Origin of the sequence: Ferrovibrio sp., assembly GCF_002796975.1 — a bacterium.
GTDB lineage: Bacteria > Pseudomonadota > Alphaproteobacteria > Ferrovibrionales > Ferrovibrionaceae > Ferrovibrio.
Genome location: NZ_PEKV01000015.1, coordinates 1,722 through 18,531, shown reverse-complemented (window position 1 = coordinate 18,531; position 16,810 = coordinate 1,722). Strand labels below are relative to the sequence as shown.

At 60.8% G+C, this 16,810-nt stretch carries 18 protein-coding genes; 12 read left to right on the top strand and 6 right to left on the bottom strand.

The window, feature by feature from the left end; translation table 11 throughout:
- Positions 1 to 7: 7 nt before the first annotated feature.
- The 9 genes from rseP to gloA are packed head-to-tail and all read left to right on the top strand — an operon-like array spanning position 8 to position 8,891.
- On the top strand, positions 8 to 1,144 hold the full coding sequence (gene rseP / locus CTR53_RS17110; RefSeq protein ID WP_290816235.1) for an RIP metalloprotease RseP: 1,137 nt from the start codon (positions 8 to 10) through the stop codon (positions 1,142 to 1,144).
- A 49-nt stretch (positions 1,145 to 1,193) separates the two neighbouring features.
- Positions 1,194 to 3,497, top strand: coding sequence for an outer membrane protein assembly factor BamA (gene bamA / locus CTR53_RS17105; protein ID WP_290816584.1), 2,304 nt, complete (start codon positions 1,194 to 1,196; stop codon positions 3,495 to 3,497).
- 15 nt (positions 3,498 to 3,512) lie between these two features.
- On the top strand, positions 3,513 to 4,088 hold the full coding sequence (locus CTR53_RS17100; protein WP_290816232.1) for an OmpH family outer membrane protein: 576 nt from the start codon (positions 3,513 to 3,515) through the stop codon (positions 4,086 to 4,088).
- Positions 4,089 to 4,091: 3 nt separating this feature from the next.
- Complete coding sequence (gene lpxD / locus CTR53_RS17095; RefSeq protein ID WP_290816230.1) at positions 4,092 to 5,123, top strand: UDP-3-O-(3-hydroxymyristoyl)glucosamine N-acyltransferase; 1,032 nt, start codon at positions 4,092 to 4,094, stop codon at positions 5,121 to 5,123.
- Positions 5,116 to 5,586 (top strand): 3-hydroxyacyl-ACP dehydratase FabZ, encoded by a 471-nt coding sequence (gene fabZ / locus CTR53_RS17090; protein WP_290816227.1) that lies wholly within the window; start codon positions 5,116 to 5,118, stop codon positions 5,584 to 5,586. The genes lpxD and fabZ overlap by 8 nt, the downstream gene beginning before the upstream one ends.
- Before the next feature lie 7 nt (positions 5,587 to 5,593).
- Positions 5,594 to 6,394 (top strand): acyl-ACP--UDP-N-acetylglucosamine O-acyltransferase, encoded by an 801-nt coding sequence (gene lpxA, locus CTR53_RS17085; RefSeq protein WP_290816224.1) that lies wholly within the window; start codon positions 5,594 to 5,596, stop codon positions 6,392 to 6,394.
- The gene (locus CTR53_RS17080) at positions 6,378 to 7,220 is read left to right on the top strand and encodes an LpxI family protein (protein ID WP_290816221.1); all 843 of its coding nucleotides are present in this window, start codon (positions 6,378 to 6,380) and stop codon (positions 7,218 to 7,220) included. Before lpxA ends, CTR53_RS17080 begins: the two co-directional genes overlap by 17 nt.
- Entirely contained in the window at positions 7,210 to 8,412 is a 1,203-nt protein-coding gene (gene lpxB / locus CTR53_RS17075) for a lipid-A-disaccharide synthase (protein ID WP_290816218.1), read from the top strand. The genes CTR53_RS17080 and lpxB overlap by 11 nt, the downstream gene beginning before the upstream one ends.
- Before the next feature lie 38 nt (positions 8,413 to 8,450).
- Positions 8,451 to 8,891 (top strand): lactoylglutathione lyase, encoded by a 441-nt coding sequence (gloA, locus tag CTR53_RS17070; RefSeq protein ID WP_290816215.1) that lies wholly within the window; start codon positions 8,451 to 8,453, stop codon positions 8,889 to 8,891.
- A 54-nt stretch (positions 8,892 to 8,945) separates the two neighbouring features.
- Here gloA and CTR53_RS17065 read toward each other — a convergent pair whose 3' ends face one another.
- The 6 genes from CTR53_RS17065 to gltA all read right to left on the bottom strand — a co-directional run bounded on the left by CTR53_RS17065 (position 8,946) and on the right by gltA (position 14,579).
- Entirely contained in the window at positions 8,946 to 9,293 is a 348-nt protein-coding gene (locus CTR53_RS17065) for a cupredoxin domain-containing protein (protein WP_290816212.1), read from the bottom strand.
- Between the two features lie 4 nt (positions 9,294 to 9,297).
- A complete protein-coding gene (locus CTR53_RS17060) occupies positions 9,298 to 10,059 on the bottom strand; it encodes a DUF4394 domain-containing protein (RefSeq protein WP_290816209.1) in 762 nt (253 codons plus the stop codon).
- A 77-nt stretch (positions 10,060 to 10,136) separates the two neighbouring features.
- A complete protein-coding gene (locus CTR53_RS17055; RefSeq protein ID WP_290816206.1) occupies positions 10,137 to 10,550 on the bottom strand; it encodes a response regulator in 414 nt (137 codons plus the stop codon).
- Positions 10,540 to 12,891, bottom strand: coding sequence for an ATP-binding protein (locus CTR53_RS17050; protein ID WP_290816203.1), 2,352 nt, complete (start codon positions 12,889 to 12,891; stop codon positions 10,540 to 10,542). Before CTR53_RS17050 ends, CTR53_RS17055 begins: the two co-directional genes overlap by 11 nt.
- 123 nt (positions 12,892 to 13,014) lie before the next feature.
- Entirely contained in the window at positions 13,015 to 13,224 is a 210-nt protein-coding gene (locus CTR53_RS17045) for a hypothetical protein (RefSeq protein WP_290816200.1), read from the bottom strand.
- A gap of 50 nt (positions 13,225 to 13,274) precedes the next feature.
- Positions 13,275 to 14,579: a citrate synthase gene (gltA, locus tag CTR53_RS17040; RefSeq protein WP_290816193.1), complete on the bottom strand. Its 1,305-nt coding sequence runs from the start codon at positions 14,577 to 14,579 to the stop codon at positions 13,275 to 13,277.
- Between the two features lie 1,056 nt (positions 14,580 to 15,635).
- Between gltA and rpsL the strand changes: the two genes are divergently transcribed.
- From rpsL to CTR53_RS17025, 3 genes are all read left to right on the top strand, one after another.
- The gene (rpsL, locus tag CTR53_RS17035; protein ID WP_144257946.1) at positions 15,636 to 16,007 is read left to right on the top strand and encodes a 30S ribosomal protein S12; all 372 of its coding nucleotides are present in this window, start codon (positions 15,636 to 15,638) and stop codon (positions 16,005 to 16,007) included.
- Positions 16,008 to 16,019: 12 nt separating this feature from the next.
- Complete coding sequence (gene rpsG / locus CTR53_RS17030; RefSeq protein WP_290816185.1) at positions 16,020 to 16,490, top strand: 30S ribosomal protein S7; 471 nt, start codon at positions 16,020 to 16,022, stop codon at positions 16,488 to 16,490.
- A gap of 27 nt (positions 16,491 to 16,517) precedes the next feature.
- On the top strand, positions 16,518 to 16,810 hold a 293-nt coding region (locus CTR53_RS17025), incomplete at its 3' end, for a GTP-binding protein (RefSeq protein WP_290816581.1).

Sequence of the window (16,810 nt, the reverse complement as noted above, 5' to 3'; positions counted from 1 at the left end):
AGGTGGCATGGATTTCGTTACCAATCTTGCTGGCTACATTATCCCCTTCGTGGTCGTCCTCACGATCATCGTCTTCGTGCATGAACTGGGGCATTACTGGGTCGCGCGGCGTTGCGGCGTGCGGGTCGAGGTCTTCTCGATCGGTTTCGGCCCGGAACTGTTCGGCTGGTATGACAAGCACAACACACGCTGGAAGATCAGCGCCGTTCCGCTGGGCGGCTATGTGAAATTCTTCGGCGATGCGGATGCCGCATCGACCACCGACAATGCTGCGATATCGGCCATGAGCGCCGAAGATCGCAAGGTGTCGTTCCATCACAAGACGCTGGGCCAGCGTTCTGCCATCGTCGCGGCCGGCCCGGTGGCGAACTTCATTTTCGCGATCCTGATTTACGCGGCTCTGTTCAGCCTGGTGGGCCAGCCGTTCACCCCCGCGGTGGTGGGCGATGTGGTGCCGGGCAGTGCCGCTGAGTCTGCCGGTCTGCGCCCGGGAGACCGTATCCTGGCGGCCGACGGGACCGAGATTCAGCGGTTCGAGGAGCTGCGCGCCTATGTGGCGCTGCGTGCCGAGACGCCGATTGCGATGCGGGTACTGCGCGATGGTGGAGAAGTCGGCCTGACCGTCGTGCCGCAGCGCGTCGATGTGCCGGACGGTTCGGGTGGCACCCACCGGGTCGGCCAGATCGGTATCCGGACCACCGGGGTCGATTTCGTTCGCCATGATCCGGGCACGGCAGTGGTCCAGGCCGTACGCGAGACCTGGCAGGTCGTGGCGAATACCTTCACCTACCTGGGACGCATCATTCAGGGGCGCGAATCCGGCGATCAACTCAGCGGCCCGCTCGGAATCGCCAAGATGTCGGGCGATGTCGCCAAGGCGAGTTGGCTCGGCCTGGTTTCCCTAATGGCCACGCTGTCGGTCGCCATCGGGCTGATTAACCTGTTCCCGGTGCCGATGCTTGATGGCGGTCACCTGGCGTTTTACGCCTATGAAGCCGTCCGGGGCCGCCCCCTGGGCGAGCGGGCGCAGGAATACAGCTTCCGCATCGGCTTCGCCCTGGTCATGTCGCTGTTCCTCTTTGCCACCTGGAACGACTTGAATCGTCTGCCTATTTTCAATTTCCTCACTGGGCTTTTCTCGTGAATCCGGCTAAGTGAGGGGCGGTCTGCATTTGATGGGAAGTGTGGCGGGGATGGTCCAATACGAGGCACTGCGGCGGCTGCGCCGGGGTATTCTGGCCGCTGCTCTGGCGGTTGTTGTGTTGATCTGCCACGCACAGGCCTTTGCCCAGGGGCAGCCGGTGGCTGGCACGGTTCGCGACATCGTGGTCGAGGGCAACCAGCGTATCGAACTGTCGACGATCCAGAATTACCTGACCCTGCAGCCGGGCTCAGCCTATTCCAGCGCCGAGGCTGACAAGTCGCTGAAGGCACTCTTCGCCACCGGCCTGTTCGCCGACGTGAACCTGCGCATGCAGGGCAGTACCCTGATCGTGCGGGTGACCGAAAATCCGGTCATCAACCGCATCCTGTTCGAGGGCAATCGCCGCATGCAGGTCGACCAACTGCGCAGCGAACTGCAGCTCAAGGCCCGCCAAGTCTATACCCGCGCCAAGGTGCAGGCGGATACGCAGCGCATCCAGCAGATCTATCGCCGGTCGGGTCGTTTCGCGGCGACTATCGAACCCAAGGTCATCCAGCTGCCGCAGAACCGCGTCGATCTCGTGTTCGAGATCGTGGAGGGTCCGCTCACTGGCGTCAGCCGCATTCGCTTCATCGGCAACAATCGCTTTTCGGATTCCGAACTGCGTGAGCAGATTCAGACCAAGGAAACCGCCTGGTGGCGTTTCCTGAGTTCGGACGACAGCTACGATCCTGATCGCGTCACCTTCGATCGTGAGAAACTGCGCAAGTTTTACCTCAGCAAGGGCTACGCCGATTTTGCGGTGACGAATGCCGTTGCCGAGCTGCTGCCGAACCGCGAGAAATTCCTGATCACCTTCACGGTGGAGGAAGGCGAGCGCTACCGCTTCGGTAAGATGGATGTGGTCAGCGAACTTAAGGGTGTCGATGGCGCCCAGGTACGCGAATTCGTCCGGACCAAAACCGGTGAGGTTTACAACGCCGATCTGGTTGAGAAGACGATTCAGGACATCACCACCGAGCTTGGCCGCTTCGGTTATGCCTTTGTCGATGTGCGTCCAGACGTCAACAAGGACCGCGAAAAGCGCATCATCGATGTCACTTATCGCATTGGCGAAAGTCCGCGCGTCTTTGTCGAGCGGATCGACATCGTCGGAAACGTCCGCACGCTGGACAAGGTCGTCCGTCGTGAATTCCGCCTTGTCGAGGGCGACGCCTTCAACTCGGCGAAGCTGCGTCGTACGCGGACACGGTTGCGCGGCCTGAACTTCTTCGAAAAGGTCGAGATCAGCGAAAACCGTGGCAGCGCACCGGACAAGGTGGTGCTGACTGCAGAGGTTTCTGAGAAGTCTACTGGCGAGCTGTCGTTCGGTGTCGGCTACTCGACAACGGAAAGCGTGCTGGGTGACATCTCGATCCGCGAGCGCAATCTGCTGGGACGCGGTCAGGATATCAAGCTTGGCTTCAGCCTGTCGACCCGACGCCAGCAGATTGATTCCTCGTTCACCGAGCCGTATTTCCTCGACCGCGAACTGGCGGCCGGCGTCGATATCCTGCGCCGCCGCACTGACTATGCCGAGCGCAGCAGCCTGGATCAGACAACCACAGCTCTGACACCGCGCCTGGCTTATCCGATCACCGAAAACCTCTCCCAGCTCGTCTATTACCGGATCCGGCAGGACGAAATCGACAATATCGAGACCTCAGCCTCCCGCTTTATCAGGGCGCAGGAAGGCAGCTATGTTACCTCGGCCATTGGTCATGCGCTGACCTATGATCGTCGGGACGACAAGATCGAACCAACAACTGGCTATTATGTCAGGTTGTCGCAGGAATTCGCTGGTATCGGCGGCACCGAGCATTACGTGAAAAACGTCGTAAATGCCGCCAAGTACTTCCCGCTTACCGATGAGACTGTGCTGTCGTTTGCAACTGAATTCGGCATGATTAATGGGCTGAGCGACGATGTCCGTCTGCCGAACCGTTTCTTCATTGGCGGCGACAGTTTCCGCGGTTTTGAGACTGGCGGTCTCGGCCCGCGCGATATCACCACGAATGACTCACTCGGTGGCACCAAGTACTACACCGGCGAAGCCGATATGACCTTCCCAATCGGCTTGCCGAATGAATTCGGCATCAAGGGGCGTCTGTTCGCCATCGCCGGCACAGTGTGGGATACGCCCGATAGTGGCCCTGAGGTGGTTGATGACAAGAGCATCCGTGTTTCGCTCGGTACAGGCGTACAGTGGAAATCCCCGCTTGGCCTGATTCGTGTCGACTTCGGCTTCCCGATCGTCAAGGAAGACTATGACGAGGAAGAAGTTATCCGTATCAATTTCGGTTCCCGCTTTTAGCAAGGTTTGACAGTTATGAAGTCCCTTATCAAAACCGCAGTTGCACTGGTCGCGCTGGCCGTGTCGGCGCTGCCGGGTCTTGCGCTGGCCCAGGCGGCTGGCGGCAAGGTGCCGCCATCGATCATTGCGGTGATCGACAGCCAGCGGGTCAATCGCGAGGCGGCAGCGTTGAAGAATGCCCGTCAGCAGCTTGAGCAGTTCCGCTTCAGCTTCCAGTCCGAGATTGCCAAGGAAGAAGAAAAGCTCCGTGCTGAAGAGCAGGAGATTGCCCGCCAGCGTTCCGTGCTGGCGCCGGAAGCTTTTGAACAGCGCCGCCAGGCCTTCCAGGCCAAGGTGATCGATCTGCAGAAGCGTATCCAGGAGCGGTCGCAGTCGCTGGAGAAGATGCTGAATGGCGTGCGTGAGCAGGTGACCGTTCAGGTGATTGAGATCCTGAAGGGGCTAGCCGCGGAACGCGGATTCAACATGGTTCTCGATCGTGCCCAGGTTCAGATCTTCATCGGCGACAGTATCGACATTACGCCGGAAGTGCTTAAGCGCCTCGATCAGCGCCTGCCGACCGTCAAAGTGAATCTTCCCCCCGGGAAATGACGGATGGCGGATCCGCGCTTCTTCGAGCGGGCCGGGCCATTCACGCTGGGTGAGTTGGCAGAGCGCTGCGGTGCCCGCCTTGCCGCCCCTGCAATGGCAGGGCACTCGGTCGGTGATGTTGCGACGCTCGATCAGGCCGGCCCGGACCAGCTGACTTTTCTCGACAATCCGAAATACACGGAGGCTTTCGCGCAGACGAAAGCCGGTGCCTGCATCCTGCACGAGAAGCATGCCGCGCTTGCGCCGGCTGGTGTGATCCTGCTGCTGTCACCGAAGCCCTATCTGTCTTATGCCCGGGTTGCGCAGCTGTTTTACCCAGCGCCGAAAGCCTCTCCCGGAATACATCCTACCGCGGTCGTCGACCCGTCTGCCCGCCTGGGCGATGGCGTGTCGGTCGCCGCGCATGCGGTTATCGAGGCGGGTGCTGAGGTCGGGGCGGGTTCTTCGATTGGAGCCAGCACGGTGGTCGGTCGCAGTGTGGTGCTGGGCAGGGATTGCCGGATCAGTCCGCAGGTGACGCTCAGTCACTGCCTGATCGGTGATCGCGTCCTGCTGCATCCCGGTGTGCGCATAGGTCAGGACGGTTTCGGCTTTGCGCCTGACCCGACCGGTCATGTGAAGGTGCCGCAGCTTGGCCGCGTGCAGATCGGCAGCGATTGCGAGATCGGCGCCAACAGCACGATCGACCGCGGTGCCGGTCCGGATACCGTGATCGGTCCGGGCTGTTGGATTGATAATCTGGTGCAAATCGGGCACAACGTGACCATGGGGCGTGGCTGTATCGTCATCGCCCAGGCCGGTGTTGCCGGCTCCACCCAGCTCGGCGACTTCGTCGTGCTGGCCGCGCAGAGTGGTGTCGCCGGGCATCTCAAGATCGGTACCGGCGCGCGTGTCGGTGCGAAATCGGGCGTGATGACGGATATTCCGGCCGGCGAAAGCCATTTCGGAATTCCTGCCGCCCGGGTGAAGGAATATTTCCGTCAGGTAGCCACACTCAGGCGCCTGGCGCAGAAGAAGGGTGCTGACAATGAGTGACGCGCAGCCGGCGGAAACCGTGGAGAGCATCGATATCCTGCGGATCATGGAAATGATTCCGCATCGTTATCCGATGCTGCTGATTGATCGTGTGGTCGACTTGAAAGTAGGCAAGAGTGCGATCGGCATCAAGAATGTGACGATGAATGAGCCGCAGTTCACTGGCCACTTCCCCTCGCAGCCGGTGATGCCCGGTGTCATGATCGTCGAAGCGATGGCGCAGACGGCTGCCGTGGTCGTCGTGCACAGTCTGGGCAAGGAAGCCGAAGGCAAGCTGGTCTATTTCATGACTATCGACGAGGCGCGCTTCCGCAAGCCCGTAACGCCTGGCGACCAGATGCATATCCATGTTGCTGCGATCAAGCAGCGCGGACCGGTCTGGAAGTTCGAGGGCAGGGCCATGGTCGACGGCAAGCTCGCCGCCGAGGCGATCTTCTCCGCCATGATTCTCGATAGGAAGTAAGCAGTTCATGGCACAGATCCATCCGACTGCGATCGTCGAGGACGGAGCCAAGCTTGGCTCCGATGTTCGCATTGGCCCGTACAGCGTGGTTGGCGCGCAGGTCGAACTCGCTGATGGCGTTGAACTGCTCAGCCATGCGGTGGTGGCCGGTATCACGAGCGTGGGCAGCGGCACGAAGATTTTCCCCTTCGCATCCGTCGGCCATGCGCCGCAGGATCTGAAATTCAAGGGCGAGCCGTCGCGGCTGGTGATCGGCAAGAACAACGTGATCCGCGAAGGTGTCACCATGAATCCGGGCACAGAGGGCGGCGGAATGCTGACCAAGGTGGGCGATAACTGCCTATTCATGACTGGTGCGCATGTGGCGCATGATTGCCAGCTGGGCAGCAACATCGTGATGGCGAACAACGCCACACTGGCCGGTCATATCGAGGTCGGCGATTTCGCTTTCGTCGGCGGTCTGGCTGCCATTCACCAATTCTGCCGTATCGGACCGCATGCCATGATCGGCGGCATGTCCGGCGTGGAGCAGGATGTCATTCCCTATGGCATGGTGATGGGCAATCGTGCACATCTCACAGGTCTTAACCTTGTCGGCCTGAAACGTCGTGGTTTCGAGCGCGAAGACATCGGCAAGCTGCGTGAGGCCTATGACGCGGTCTTTGCCCGTGGCGACACGATGAGCAAGCGGCTCGAAGGTGTGGCGGCACAGTTTGCCGGTATCGCCGTTGTTCAGGAACTGGTGGACTTCATACGCAACGCCTCCAAGCGCGGGGTCTGCCAGCCGCAAGATGGCGCCGCTGCCTAAAACGGGGCTGCCTAAACTCGGGCTGATCGCCGGTGGCGGCCAGATTCCGGCCCTGATCCGCGATACCTGCCATGCTGAAGGCAGGCCTCTTTACATCGCTGCCTTGAACGGGTTCTGCCGTCTCGACACCGTCAGCGGTGCGGAGCATGGCTGGTTCGACCTGCCGCAGGTCGGCGCCCTGATGAAGGCGCTGAAGGCGGCCAGGGTCGATGAGGTCTGCCTCTGTGGCAGCGTGGCCAAACCGGATTTCTCGGTGCTGAAACCTGACCTGAAAGGCGCACTGCTGCTGCCCAGGCTGCTGAAAGCTGCACTGACTGGGGATGACGCCATTCTGCGTGTTGTCATCGATGCCTTCGAGCGTGAAGGATTCCGTCCTGTTGGTGCCGATATGCTGATGGCGTCTCTGTTGGTACGTGAAGAGACCTATGGCACCCGGCTGCCGACGGCTGGGCAGACAGCCGATGTGGCGACAGCCCTGGCTGCAGCGCGGCAACTAGGCGCCGATGATCGCGGGCAGGCGGCCGTCGCTGCGCAGGGCAGAGTTGTCGGCTTAGAGGACGATGCGGGCACCGATGCGCTTTTGAAGCTTATGGTAGCCGAGCCATTGGCGCGCGGCGGTGTATTGGTGAAATGCGCCAAGCCACAGCAGGATCGCCGGGTTGATCTTCCGACCATCGGCGTCACGACCGTGGAGAATGCGGCTGTGGCGGGCCTTGCCGGTATTGCAGTCGAAGCGGGAGCTGCGCTGATCGTCGATGCCGCAGCCACAGCAAGTGCGGCGGATCGTCTGGGGTTATTCCTGATCGGGTTGCCCAATGGTGGTTGAACGCAGGCTTCGCGTTGCTTTGCTGGCCGGCGAGCCATCCGGCGACGTGTTAGGCGCCAGCCTGATGCGCGCGCTGCGCGCTGAAACCGGCGGGAGTGTCGAGTTCATCGGTACCGGTGGCGCGCTGATGGAAGCCGAAGGCTTGCACAGCCTGTTTCCGATCGCTGACATGGCGGTGATGGGGCTGGTCGAACTGCTGCCCAAGGCGCGTTTCTTGCTCAGCCGGATCGACCAGGCCGCGAAGTTTGTGCTGCAAGAAACACCCGACGTATTGGTGACCATCGACAGTCCAGGCTACACGAAGCGCGTGATGCAGCGACTGGCGGGCCGCCAATTTCCCATCGTGCATTATGTTGCCCCGACGGTGTGGGCGTGGCGTCCAGGTCGGGCACGCCGGCTGGCGCAGCTGTGTAACCATCTGCTGGCGCTTCTGCCATTCGAGCCGGCGTATTTCGAAGTCGTCGGATTGCCGGCCACTTTTGTTGGCCATCCGGCCGTCGAGGCTCTCGCGGCTGCGCGCAAAGCGGAGGCCGAGGCCGAAGTGGCTGGCGAGGGATTCCGTCAGGGCCATGGCATTGCAACCGATGCATGTCTGCTGGCGCTGATGCCCGGTAGCCGGCGGGGTGAGGTGAAGACGCTCTTGCCGGTATTCACCGAGACTTTGCAGCGGGTGAAATCGGCCGGGATATCATTGCATCTCGTGATTCCCACGGTCGAAACGGTATCGGCGATGGTGAACGAGGCGTTGCCGTCGTTGCCTTTCCCAGCCACCGTGCTGGAGACTGCACCGGAGCGCTATGCGGCGATGCTGGCAGCCGAGGTTGCTCTGGCGGCCTCCGGTACTGCGACACTGGAGCTGGGTCTGGCCAGCACGCCAACCGTACTGGCCTACAGGGTTAATCCGATCACCGCGGCGGTTATGCGGCGTCTCATCAAGATTCCCTATGTCGGTCTGGTGAACATTCTGCAACGGCGTGTGGTGATGCCGGAATTCCTGCAGCAGGATTGCACAGCTGATAAGATCGCGCCGGCCCTGTTGCAGCTGCTGACCGATCCCGCCGCCCGCCAGCGTCAGATTGACGGCTGTGCCGCCGTGGCTGCGCAGCTCGGTGCAGACGATCCCGTGTCGCCGGCCCATCGCGCCGCCCGTGCCGTGCTGGCGGCGGCAAAACGGTTGCCACCGGCAGCCTGAACGCCCATATCATTGCCGACCAGCCCCGGAGGATTGCCATGAACGAAACTGCCCCGCTTTCGAAACCTGCCGTGCAGGCCGGCAGCTTCCAGATGCTGCACACCATGCTGCGCGTCTTCGACCTGAAGAAGTCGCTCGATTTCTATACCAACAAGCTCGGCATGACCCTGCTGCGCAAGACCGATTACCCGTCGGGTGAATTCACCCTGGCCTTCGTCGGATACGGCGATGAAAAGACCAACACGGTGATCGAGCTGACCCATAACTGGGGGCAGAAGGAGCCTTACACCGTCGGCAGCGGCTTTGGCCATCTCGCGCTCGGCGTGCCGGACATCTACGGCGTCTGCAAAGTGTTGGAAGAATCTGGTGTGAAGATTCCGCGCCCGCCCGGACCGATGAAGCACGGTGGCAGCGTGATCGCCTTCATCGAAGACCCGGATGGCTACAAGATCGAACTGATCGAACGTAAGCCGGCCTGATCGCGGTTGAATGAAAAAACGCCCGGCCGGAAATATTCCGGCCGGGCGTTTCTATTACTGCGTCACGGTGATGACTGCGCGCATCTTTGGATGGATGCGGCACTGGATGATGTATTCTCCAGGTTCCTTGAAAGCGACTGCGGTTTCGGAATCCGGTGCCTGCAGGCCGATATCGAAGATCCCGCCCTTACTGGGCGAATAGACATTGTGGCCGAATGGATCTTCGTTACGGAAGGTGATCTGGCCGCCGGCCTTTACCGTGGCCTTGCCAGGCTTGAAGGCGATGCCCTGCTGAACGATCACGGTGCCGGCCTGGGCTTCGGCCAGATGCGCGTACAAACCGGATGCTCCCCCCAGTGCGAGGCCAAGTAAAGCAGCGAGAGTGACGGTGACCTTGCGCATCGGATCAGCGACGGGGCGTCAGCACGGCGATGTCGATCACGGTGATCCTGCCGTTGCCAATGGCACTTCCTTTGCCGAGGTTTCCGGTGGCCACATCGAAGCGATGCAGCCGGTTCTCCGACACCGCAAAGCCGAAATATTCGTCCTTGGCATCCGTATAAATATCAATTGCGCCGATCACGGCACCCGGCTTGGCGCCGGTCGGTGCCACGCTGCGCAACACGCCGTCGTTCGGCGGATCCTGGATCACATAGCTGCCGTTCAGGCTGTCGATATCGAACAGCTGGGTCTGGGTCGCGCCGGCATAGGAGTTGATGTAAGCACCGGCATAAACGCCTGGCAGCTTGCCGGCATTGCGATCCTGCGGGCGGTAGGCCAGCTTGCCATCCACTACAGTCTGCCCGGTATCGACATTCACGCGCAGCCGATCTGCCTGTGGATTGAAATCGACGACAAGATGATCGATCGCATCCAGTGTCACGGAAAGTTTCGACTTGCGGGTGGCCGCGCCACTGGCGGTATCGACCGTGTAGAGCGTGCCATCGTGGCTCAGGGCATAAAGCTTGCCGTCGGCCGGGCGCATGTCGATGCCCAGCAGCTTGCCGTCCACGCCGGTGATCGCCACGGCTTTGGTCTTGCCTGGCGTCTTGTCACTGAACAGCAGCAGTCCGTTGTTGCCGGTCAGGCTGGCCATATCGAGAGCGAGAGCGGGGCTGGCGGTGAGCAGGGTGAAAGCGCCGAGGGCGGCAGTGGTGGCGATGCGCATTGTTCCTCCAGAGGCGGTGTCTGGCTTATACGGAAGAACTGACACACCGGATCACTGCCCGGTCAAGGGCTGGCAAATCAGGTTCCCGGCAGCCTGATATTGAACATCACGGCCAGTTTCTGCTGCAGCTGACCGGCCGAGAAGGGCTTGATGACATAGGCATTCACCTTGTTCTCGCGGGCAGTGATGACGAATTCCTCATTCGCATTACCGGTCAGCATCAGGAAGGGCATGTTGACCCAGGTTTTGCGGACATGTTTGAGCAAATCCAGGCCGGTCACCTTCGGCATGTTCCAGTCTGAGACGATCAGATCGAACTGTATTTGTGTCGTGCCCAGCAGGTCGATGGCGGCCTGACCATCCTTGACGATGGTCAGGTCTCTGACGCCGAGCTGGCGCAGCACGCTGGCAGCAAGGCGTTGGGCGAACATGTCGTCCTCGACAAGCAGCACACGCAAACGCTCCAGGCCTGGCAGTTTGTTATCCAGCATTTTTCAACCCTGAAGCCATATCCTGACGCAACTCCATGGTCCTGCCGCGCAACCAGGCTATCCCTGATTCGAGGGCCAGCTTCAGGGCGTGAGTGTAATCATATGTGGCCTCGGCGTCGCCCGCGAGATCCGACTGTTCCAGCTTTTCGGCCAGACGCTGAACCTCCAGCAGTCCAAGGCTGGCAGCCGAGCTTTTCAGGCTGTGCCCCAGCTCCGCCATATGCCGGCAATCCCGATCCGCGGCAAAATCGGCGAGGCCGGAACTGATTTCCGGGGCAAGTTCGATGAAGGTGGCAATCAGGTCCAGTGCCATTTCGATACCGAGGTCGCGGCCAAGAGCCTCCAGCGACCGGGTATCGAATTCTCCTTCAGGCCCGCCATAGGGCAGCGGCTCCATGCCTCCGGACGCAGCGCTGCCCGTAAATCCCATGACACGCCGCATCGCCTGATCCAGTGCTTCAGGCACGATGGGCTTGCCGACATAGTCGTTCATACCCGCGGCCAGGCAGCGCTGCACACCATCATGGCTCAGCGAGGCGGTCACGGCGATGATGCGGGTGTCGCGATGCGGCTCAGGCAGGCGGCGGATCGCGCGTGCAGCCGAGATGCCGTCCAGTTCCGGCATATGCACGTCCATCAGAATCACATCGAAAGGCGGTTCGGCCTGCGACGCCGCTTCGACCGCCTGCTTGCCGTTCACCGCAAACGCAACCTGATGTCTCTGTTCCATCAGGATCCCGGCGGCGACCTTGCGGTTTACCGGATTGTCCTCCGCAACCAGGATGCGGAGCGAGGGCAGGGGTGTTTCGTCTACACCCTTCTGCACGGCCAGCGGTTCGTGACCGGAGATCAGCGGCAGCCGGAACCAGAAGGTGCTGCCTTTGCCGGCTTCGCTTTCGACACCGATCTCTCCATCCATCGCCTCGACCAGACGCTTGCAGATCGCAAGTCCGAGACCAGTGCCGCCAAAGCGGCGGGTGATCGATGAATCCGCTTGCACAAAGCTGCCGAACAGCTTGTCGAGGCCGTCCTTCGAGATGCCCACGCCGGTATCGCGGATTTCGAAGCGGACCGTCGGTGTGGCATTCTGCGCATCATGCTCGGCGCGCACCATCACATCGACCTGGCCGCTGTCGGTGAATTTTATGGCGTTGCCAAGCAGGTTTAGCACGATCTGGCGCAGGCGGTTCGGGTCGCCGACCAGATAGCGCGGCAGATGCGGGTCGACATCGGCATTGAGCTGCAGGCCCTTTTCCTCGGCGCGGTTCCGCATCAGGGTCAGCGAAGCGGCCACCACGCGGTTGAGGTCGTAGTCGATCTTTTCGACGTCCACACGGCCTGCTTCCAGCTTGGAGAAATCGAGGATGTCGTTGAGGATCACCAGCAGTGCTTCCGCGGAATCGAGCACAGTGCCGGCAAGACTGCGCTGCTCGGAATTCAGCGGTGTCTTGGTCAGCAGGCGGGTCAGGCCGAGCACACCGTTCATGGGCGTGCGGATTTCATGGCTCATCATCGCCAGGAATTCCGATTTCGCCTTGGTCGCAGCCTCGGCTCGTTCGCGGGCGATCTGCAAGTCTTCCATGGCCTGACGGAACACCCGCAGCGACTGCGCCATCTGGCCGATCTCGTCCTGGCGTTTCAGCTTTGGCAGGCTCAGACCGGTATCGCCCTTGGCGAGGCGGAACATGGCGCTGGTCATCGTGCCAAGCGGTGCCACGATATTGCGGATCAGCAGGAGCGAGACGACGGTGATGACGACGGCGAGTGCCGCGATCATCATCATCGTTCGGTCTTTGGTCTGCTGGATGGTGGCTTCCGCCTGACTGCGGAAGATGAAACCGTCTTCGGCGGCGAGTTGCGTCAGGATTTCCAGCGCTTCGGTGATCTCGCCGGCAAGCGCTTCGCGGGTCTGCAGCAACTCTATGCGCTCGCGACTTCCGGGCGGTTGTTCCAATGCACGCAAGGCCGCATCCAGCCACAGCCCGTTCAGCGTGCGGATTTGGTCGCCATATTTCCGAATGCCAGGATTGAGGCCGCGTTCCTCAGCGACAGCGATATCGGAAATGAAATCTTCGTTGCGGGTGCGGATGTCGTTTGCATGCTGGCCGCTGTCGACGACATGGCTCTCGGCAGCAATCTCCCGCGTCAGCAATTCCTGGGTGACGAAACTGGTCTGCGCCAAACGTGCGTAGTTGATGGTCATCAGCGGCTGATCATAGAGCCGCACCACGAGGTCGCCGACGGACTGCACCGCCCAGAATGCCGCGAGCCCCAGACCGGCAGCGGTCAGGACAGAGATGGCGAAGGCAGCGGCCAGTTTAAGGCGCACGCTCAGGTGCATGGCGGATCCGGTTTGGCCAGGGCGATGGTCGGTAATGGTATTGCTGTTTGAGGAGATTATCGAGCAGCCAAAAACAAAGGGCCGCCCTGAGGCGGCCCTGACGAGACTGGAAGAGGCGGCGGATTACAGCCGGACAGCAATCAAGGCGATGGCCAGACCGATCATAGCGGCCCAGCCCCAGAAACGCGGCTGGCGCAGCACGGATTGCGGCGTCATCCTGTTGTCGTTGGCTGCGGCCGGCAGATCCAGATAGCCCGGACGCAGCCAGCCGTGACCGGTGGCCCGGGTTCCCGAGGGCGGTTGACCGCCATGCTTCTCTGCCCGCTTGCCCATGCGGCCCGCCTCCCAACGGTGCCGTGACGTCTGCGCCAATAATCCGAGGATTATTTACGCTTGTCGAGCGGAATATAGGCCCGCTTGGTGGCGCCGGTATACAGCTGACGGGGGCGGCCGATCTTCTGAGCCGGGTCCTCGATCATTTCGTTCCATTGGGAAATCCAGCCGACGGTGCGAGCCAGCGCGAACAGTGCGGTGAACATCGCGGTCGGGAAACCCATGGCGCGCAGGATGATGCCCGAATAGAAGTCGACATTCGGATACAGCTTCTTGGAGACGAAATAATCGTCTTCCAATGCGATACGCTCCAGCTCCATCGCCATCTTCAGCAGCGGCTCGTCCTTGACGCCGAGTTCTTCCAGAACCTCGTAGCAGGTCTCGCGCATCACCTTGGCGCGCGGATCGTAGTTCTTGTAGACGCGGTGGCCGAAGCCCATCAGGCGGAAGCCGGAATTCTTGTCCTTGGCCTTCTTCACAGCTTCGCCGACCTTGTCGGGCGAACCGATCTCTTCCAGCATCTTCAGCACGGCTTCATTGGCGCCGCCATGGGCGGGGCCCCAGAGGCAGGCGATGCCGGCAGCAATACAGGCGAACGGATTGGCGCCCGACGAACCGGCGAGGCGCACGGTCGAAGTCGAGGCGTTCTGCTCGTGATCGGCATGCAGGATGAAGATGCGATCCATGGCGCGGGCCAGAATCGGACTCATCTTGTAGGGCTCGGCCGGAACGCCGAAGGTCATCTGCAGGAAGTTTTCGGCATAGCCGAGGTCGTTGCGCGGATACATGAACGGCTGGCCGATCGAATACTTGTAGGCCATTGCCGCAATGGTCGGCATCTTCGCGATCAGACGATGCTGCGCGATCATGCGCTGCTTCGGATCATCGTAGTCGGTGGCGTCGTGATAGAAGGCGGAGAGGGCGCCGACCACGCCGCACATCACGGCCATGGGATGCGCGTCACGACGGAAGCCGCGGAACAGGAAGTGGATCTGTTCATGCAGCATCGTGTGATTGGTGATCGAGGCTTCGAAGCTCGTCTTCTGCTGAGGATTCGGCAGTTCGCCATTCAGGAGCAGGTAGCAAGTCTCGAGGAAGGTGGACTTCTCGGCAAGGTCGGCAATGTCGTAGCCGCGATACAGCAGTACACCTTCATCGCCATCGATATAGGTGATCTTGCTCTCGGTGCTGGCCGTCGACGTGAAGCCCGGATCGTAGGTGAAGTGACCGGTCTCGGCATAAAGCTTTCGGATATCGATCACCGACGGGCCAACCGAACCATCCAGCATGGGGAGGGTAACGGTCTTTCCGGTGTTCGGATCGGTGAGCGTAACGGGCTTGCTGCCGGTGGTCATTCGGGTACCCCCAGGTTGGGACTGCATATGTAATTGTAGTGACGACACTATAGGGCGCGGGTCGCGCCGGAGAAAAGTCTTTCCCGGCTCGCAAAATATCCGACCTTGGATGAATAAATTTCTTGCCGTTGCTTCACGTTACGCGGCCGTAACTCCGCATTTGCATCGATACATTGCCGTGCTGGGGCTGATGAAACCTTCCTGCCATATAGTTCCGGAGATAGACGCTCATGTTCGATGTCGTCGCTCTTCGATACCCTGTTCAGGGCCGCGCGCACCCATAACGGCTGGATTGATCGTTAGGGCACCGATGACCATCTGCGCCAGCTTTACGATCTGATGAAGATGGCGCCGACCAGTGCCAATTGCTCGCCAGCCCGCATCGTCTTTGTTCGCTCAGCGAACACCAAGGCACGGCTGAAGCCGGTGCCCAGCGCCGGCAATCTGGAGAAGACGATGGCCGCGCCGGTAACGGTGATTATCGGCTACAATCTTCAGTCCACAGAGTATATGCCGCGGCCGTTCCCATATCGGGCTTCGACAATGCCAAGGTGGATGCCGAGCCGGGCGGCCGGGTCCGTTCAAACTTCCTCCGCACCTCGATTCTCCCCAGTTGTTTGCGCGCAGTCCGCGTCTGGAGTTTGAGGAGGCTTGCCGGGTTCTTTAGATGTTCCTATTCGGACGCCCCGAAGGCAACTGGAGAAGGCGCGGAATACCGGTCTTTATGCGCACTATTGCGCGCTGCGAAAAAGATCGCCGGAAAGCGGGAAATCGCCCTTGACCGGGTACGGTCCGCTGAGTAATGTCCGCCCCGCGATTCGACCGGCCCGTAGGGAGTTTTCCTAAACGCGGTTGATGAACAGCGGGCCTCCGTAGCGCTCACGTCGAGGCTAGCTAACGCACTGGACATAATGACCCCTCTCCGCGGCCGATGGGCCGCAAGGATGGGTCTGGAGCGGAAGTTTTGAGGCGGATTGCCAGGCTCGTCAGAGCCGCTGGTGGTTCGCCTTGGTGTTTTTTTATGTGTTGGACCAACTTGGCGGAGTTTCAACTCGTATGCCGACGATCAATCAGCTGATCCGCAAGCCGCGTCACCCGAAGCCGGTCCGTGACAAGGTTCCGGCGTTGCAGGAATGCCCGCAGCGTCGCGGTGTTTGCACACGCGTCTACACGACGACCCCGAAGAAGCCGAACTCGGCGCTTCGTAAGGTCGCCCGTGTACGCCTGACCAATGGCTTCGAAGTCACCAGCTACATTCCTGGCGAAGGCCATAACCTGCAGGAACACTCGGTGGTGATGATCCGCGGCGGCCGTGTGAAGGATCTTCCCGGCGTGCGCTATCACATCATCCGTGGCGTGCTCGACACGCAGGGCGTCAAGGACCGCAAGCAGCGCCGTTCGAAGTACGGCGCGAAGCGTCCGAAGTAAGGAGAGAGATCCATGTCGCGTCGCCACGCTGCTGAGAAGCGCGAGATTCTGCCGGATCCGAAATTCGGTGATCTCGTCCTGACCAAGTTCATGAACATGCTGATGTACGACGGCAAGAAGTCTGCCGCTGAAGCCATCATCTATGGTGCCTTCGATCGCATGAAGTCCAAGACCGGCAACGATCCGGTCAAGATGTTCCATGATGCGCTGAACAACGTGCGCCCGCAGATCGAAGTGCGGTCGCGTCGCGTCGGTGGTGCCACCTACCAGGTGCCGGTGGAAGTGCGTCATGACCGTGGCCAGGCTCTCGCCATCCGCTGGCTGATCTCGGCTGCCCGTGCGCGCGGCGAGAACACCATGATCGACCGTCTGTCGGGCGAGCTGCTCGACGCTGCCAACAACCGTGGCGGTTCGGTGAAGAAGCGCGAAGACACTCATCGCATGGCAGAGGCCAACAAGGCCTTCTCGCATTACCGCTGGTAAGAGCGGCCTAGAGTTTCGGAGATCGTCATGCCTCGCACTACTCCCTACGAGCGCTACCGCAATATCGGCATCATGGCCCACATCGATGCCGGCAAGACCACCACGACCGAGCGCGTGCTGTATTACACCGGTCGTTCGCACAAGATCGGCGAAGTCCACGATGGCGCTGCCACGATGGATTGGATGGAGCAGGAGCAGGAGCGCGGCATCACGATCACGTCGGCTGCCACCACGTGTTTCTGGAACGACCATCGCATCAATATCATCGACACTCCCGGCCACGTCGACTTCACCATTGAAGTCGAGCGTTCGCTGCGCGT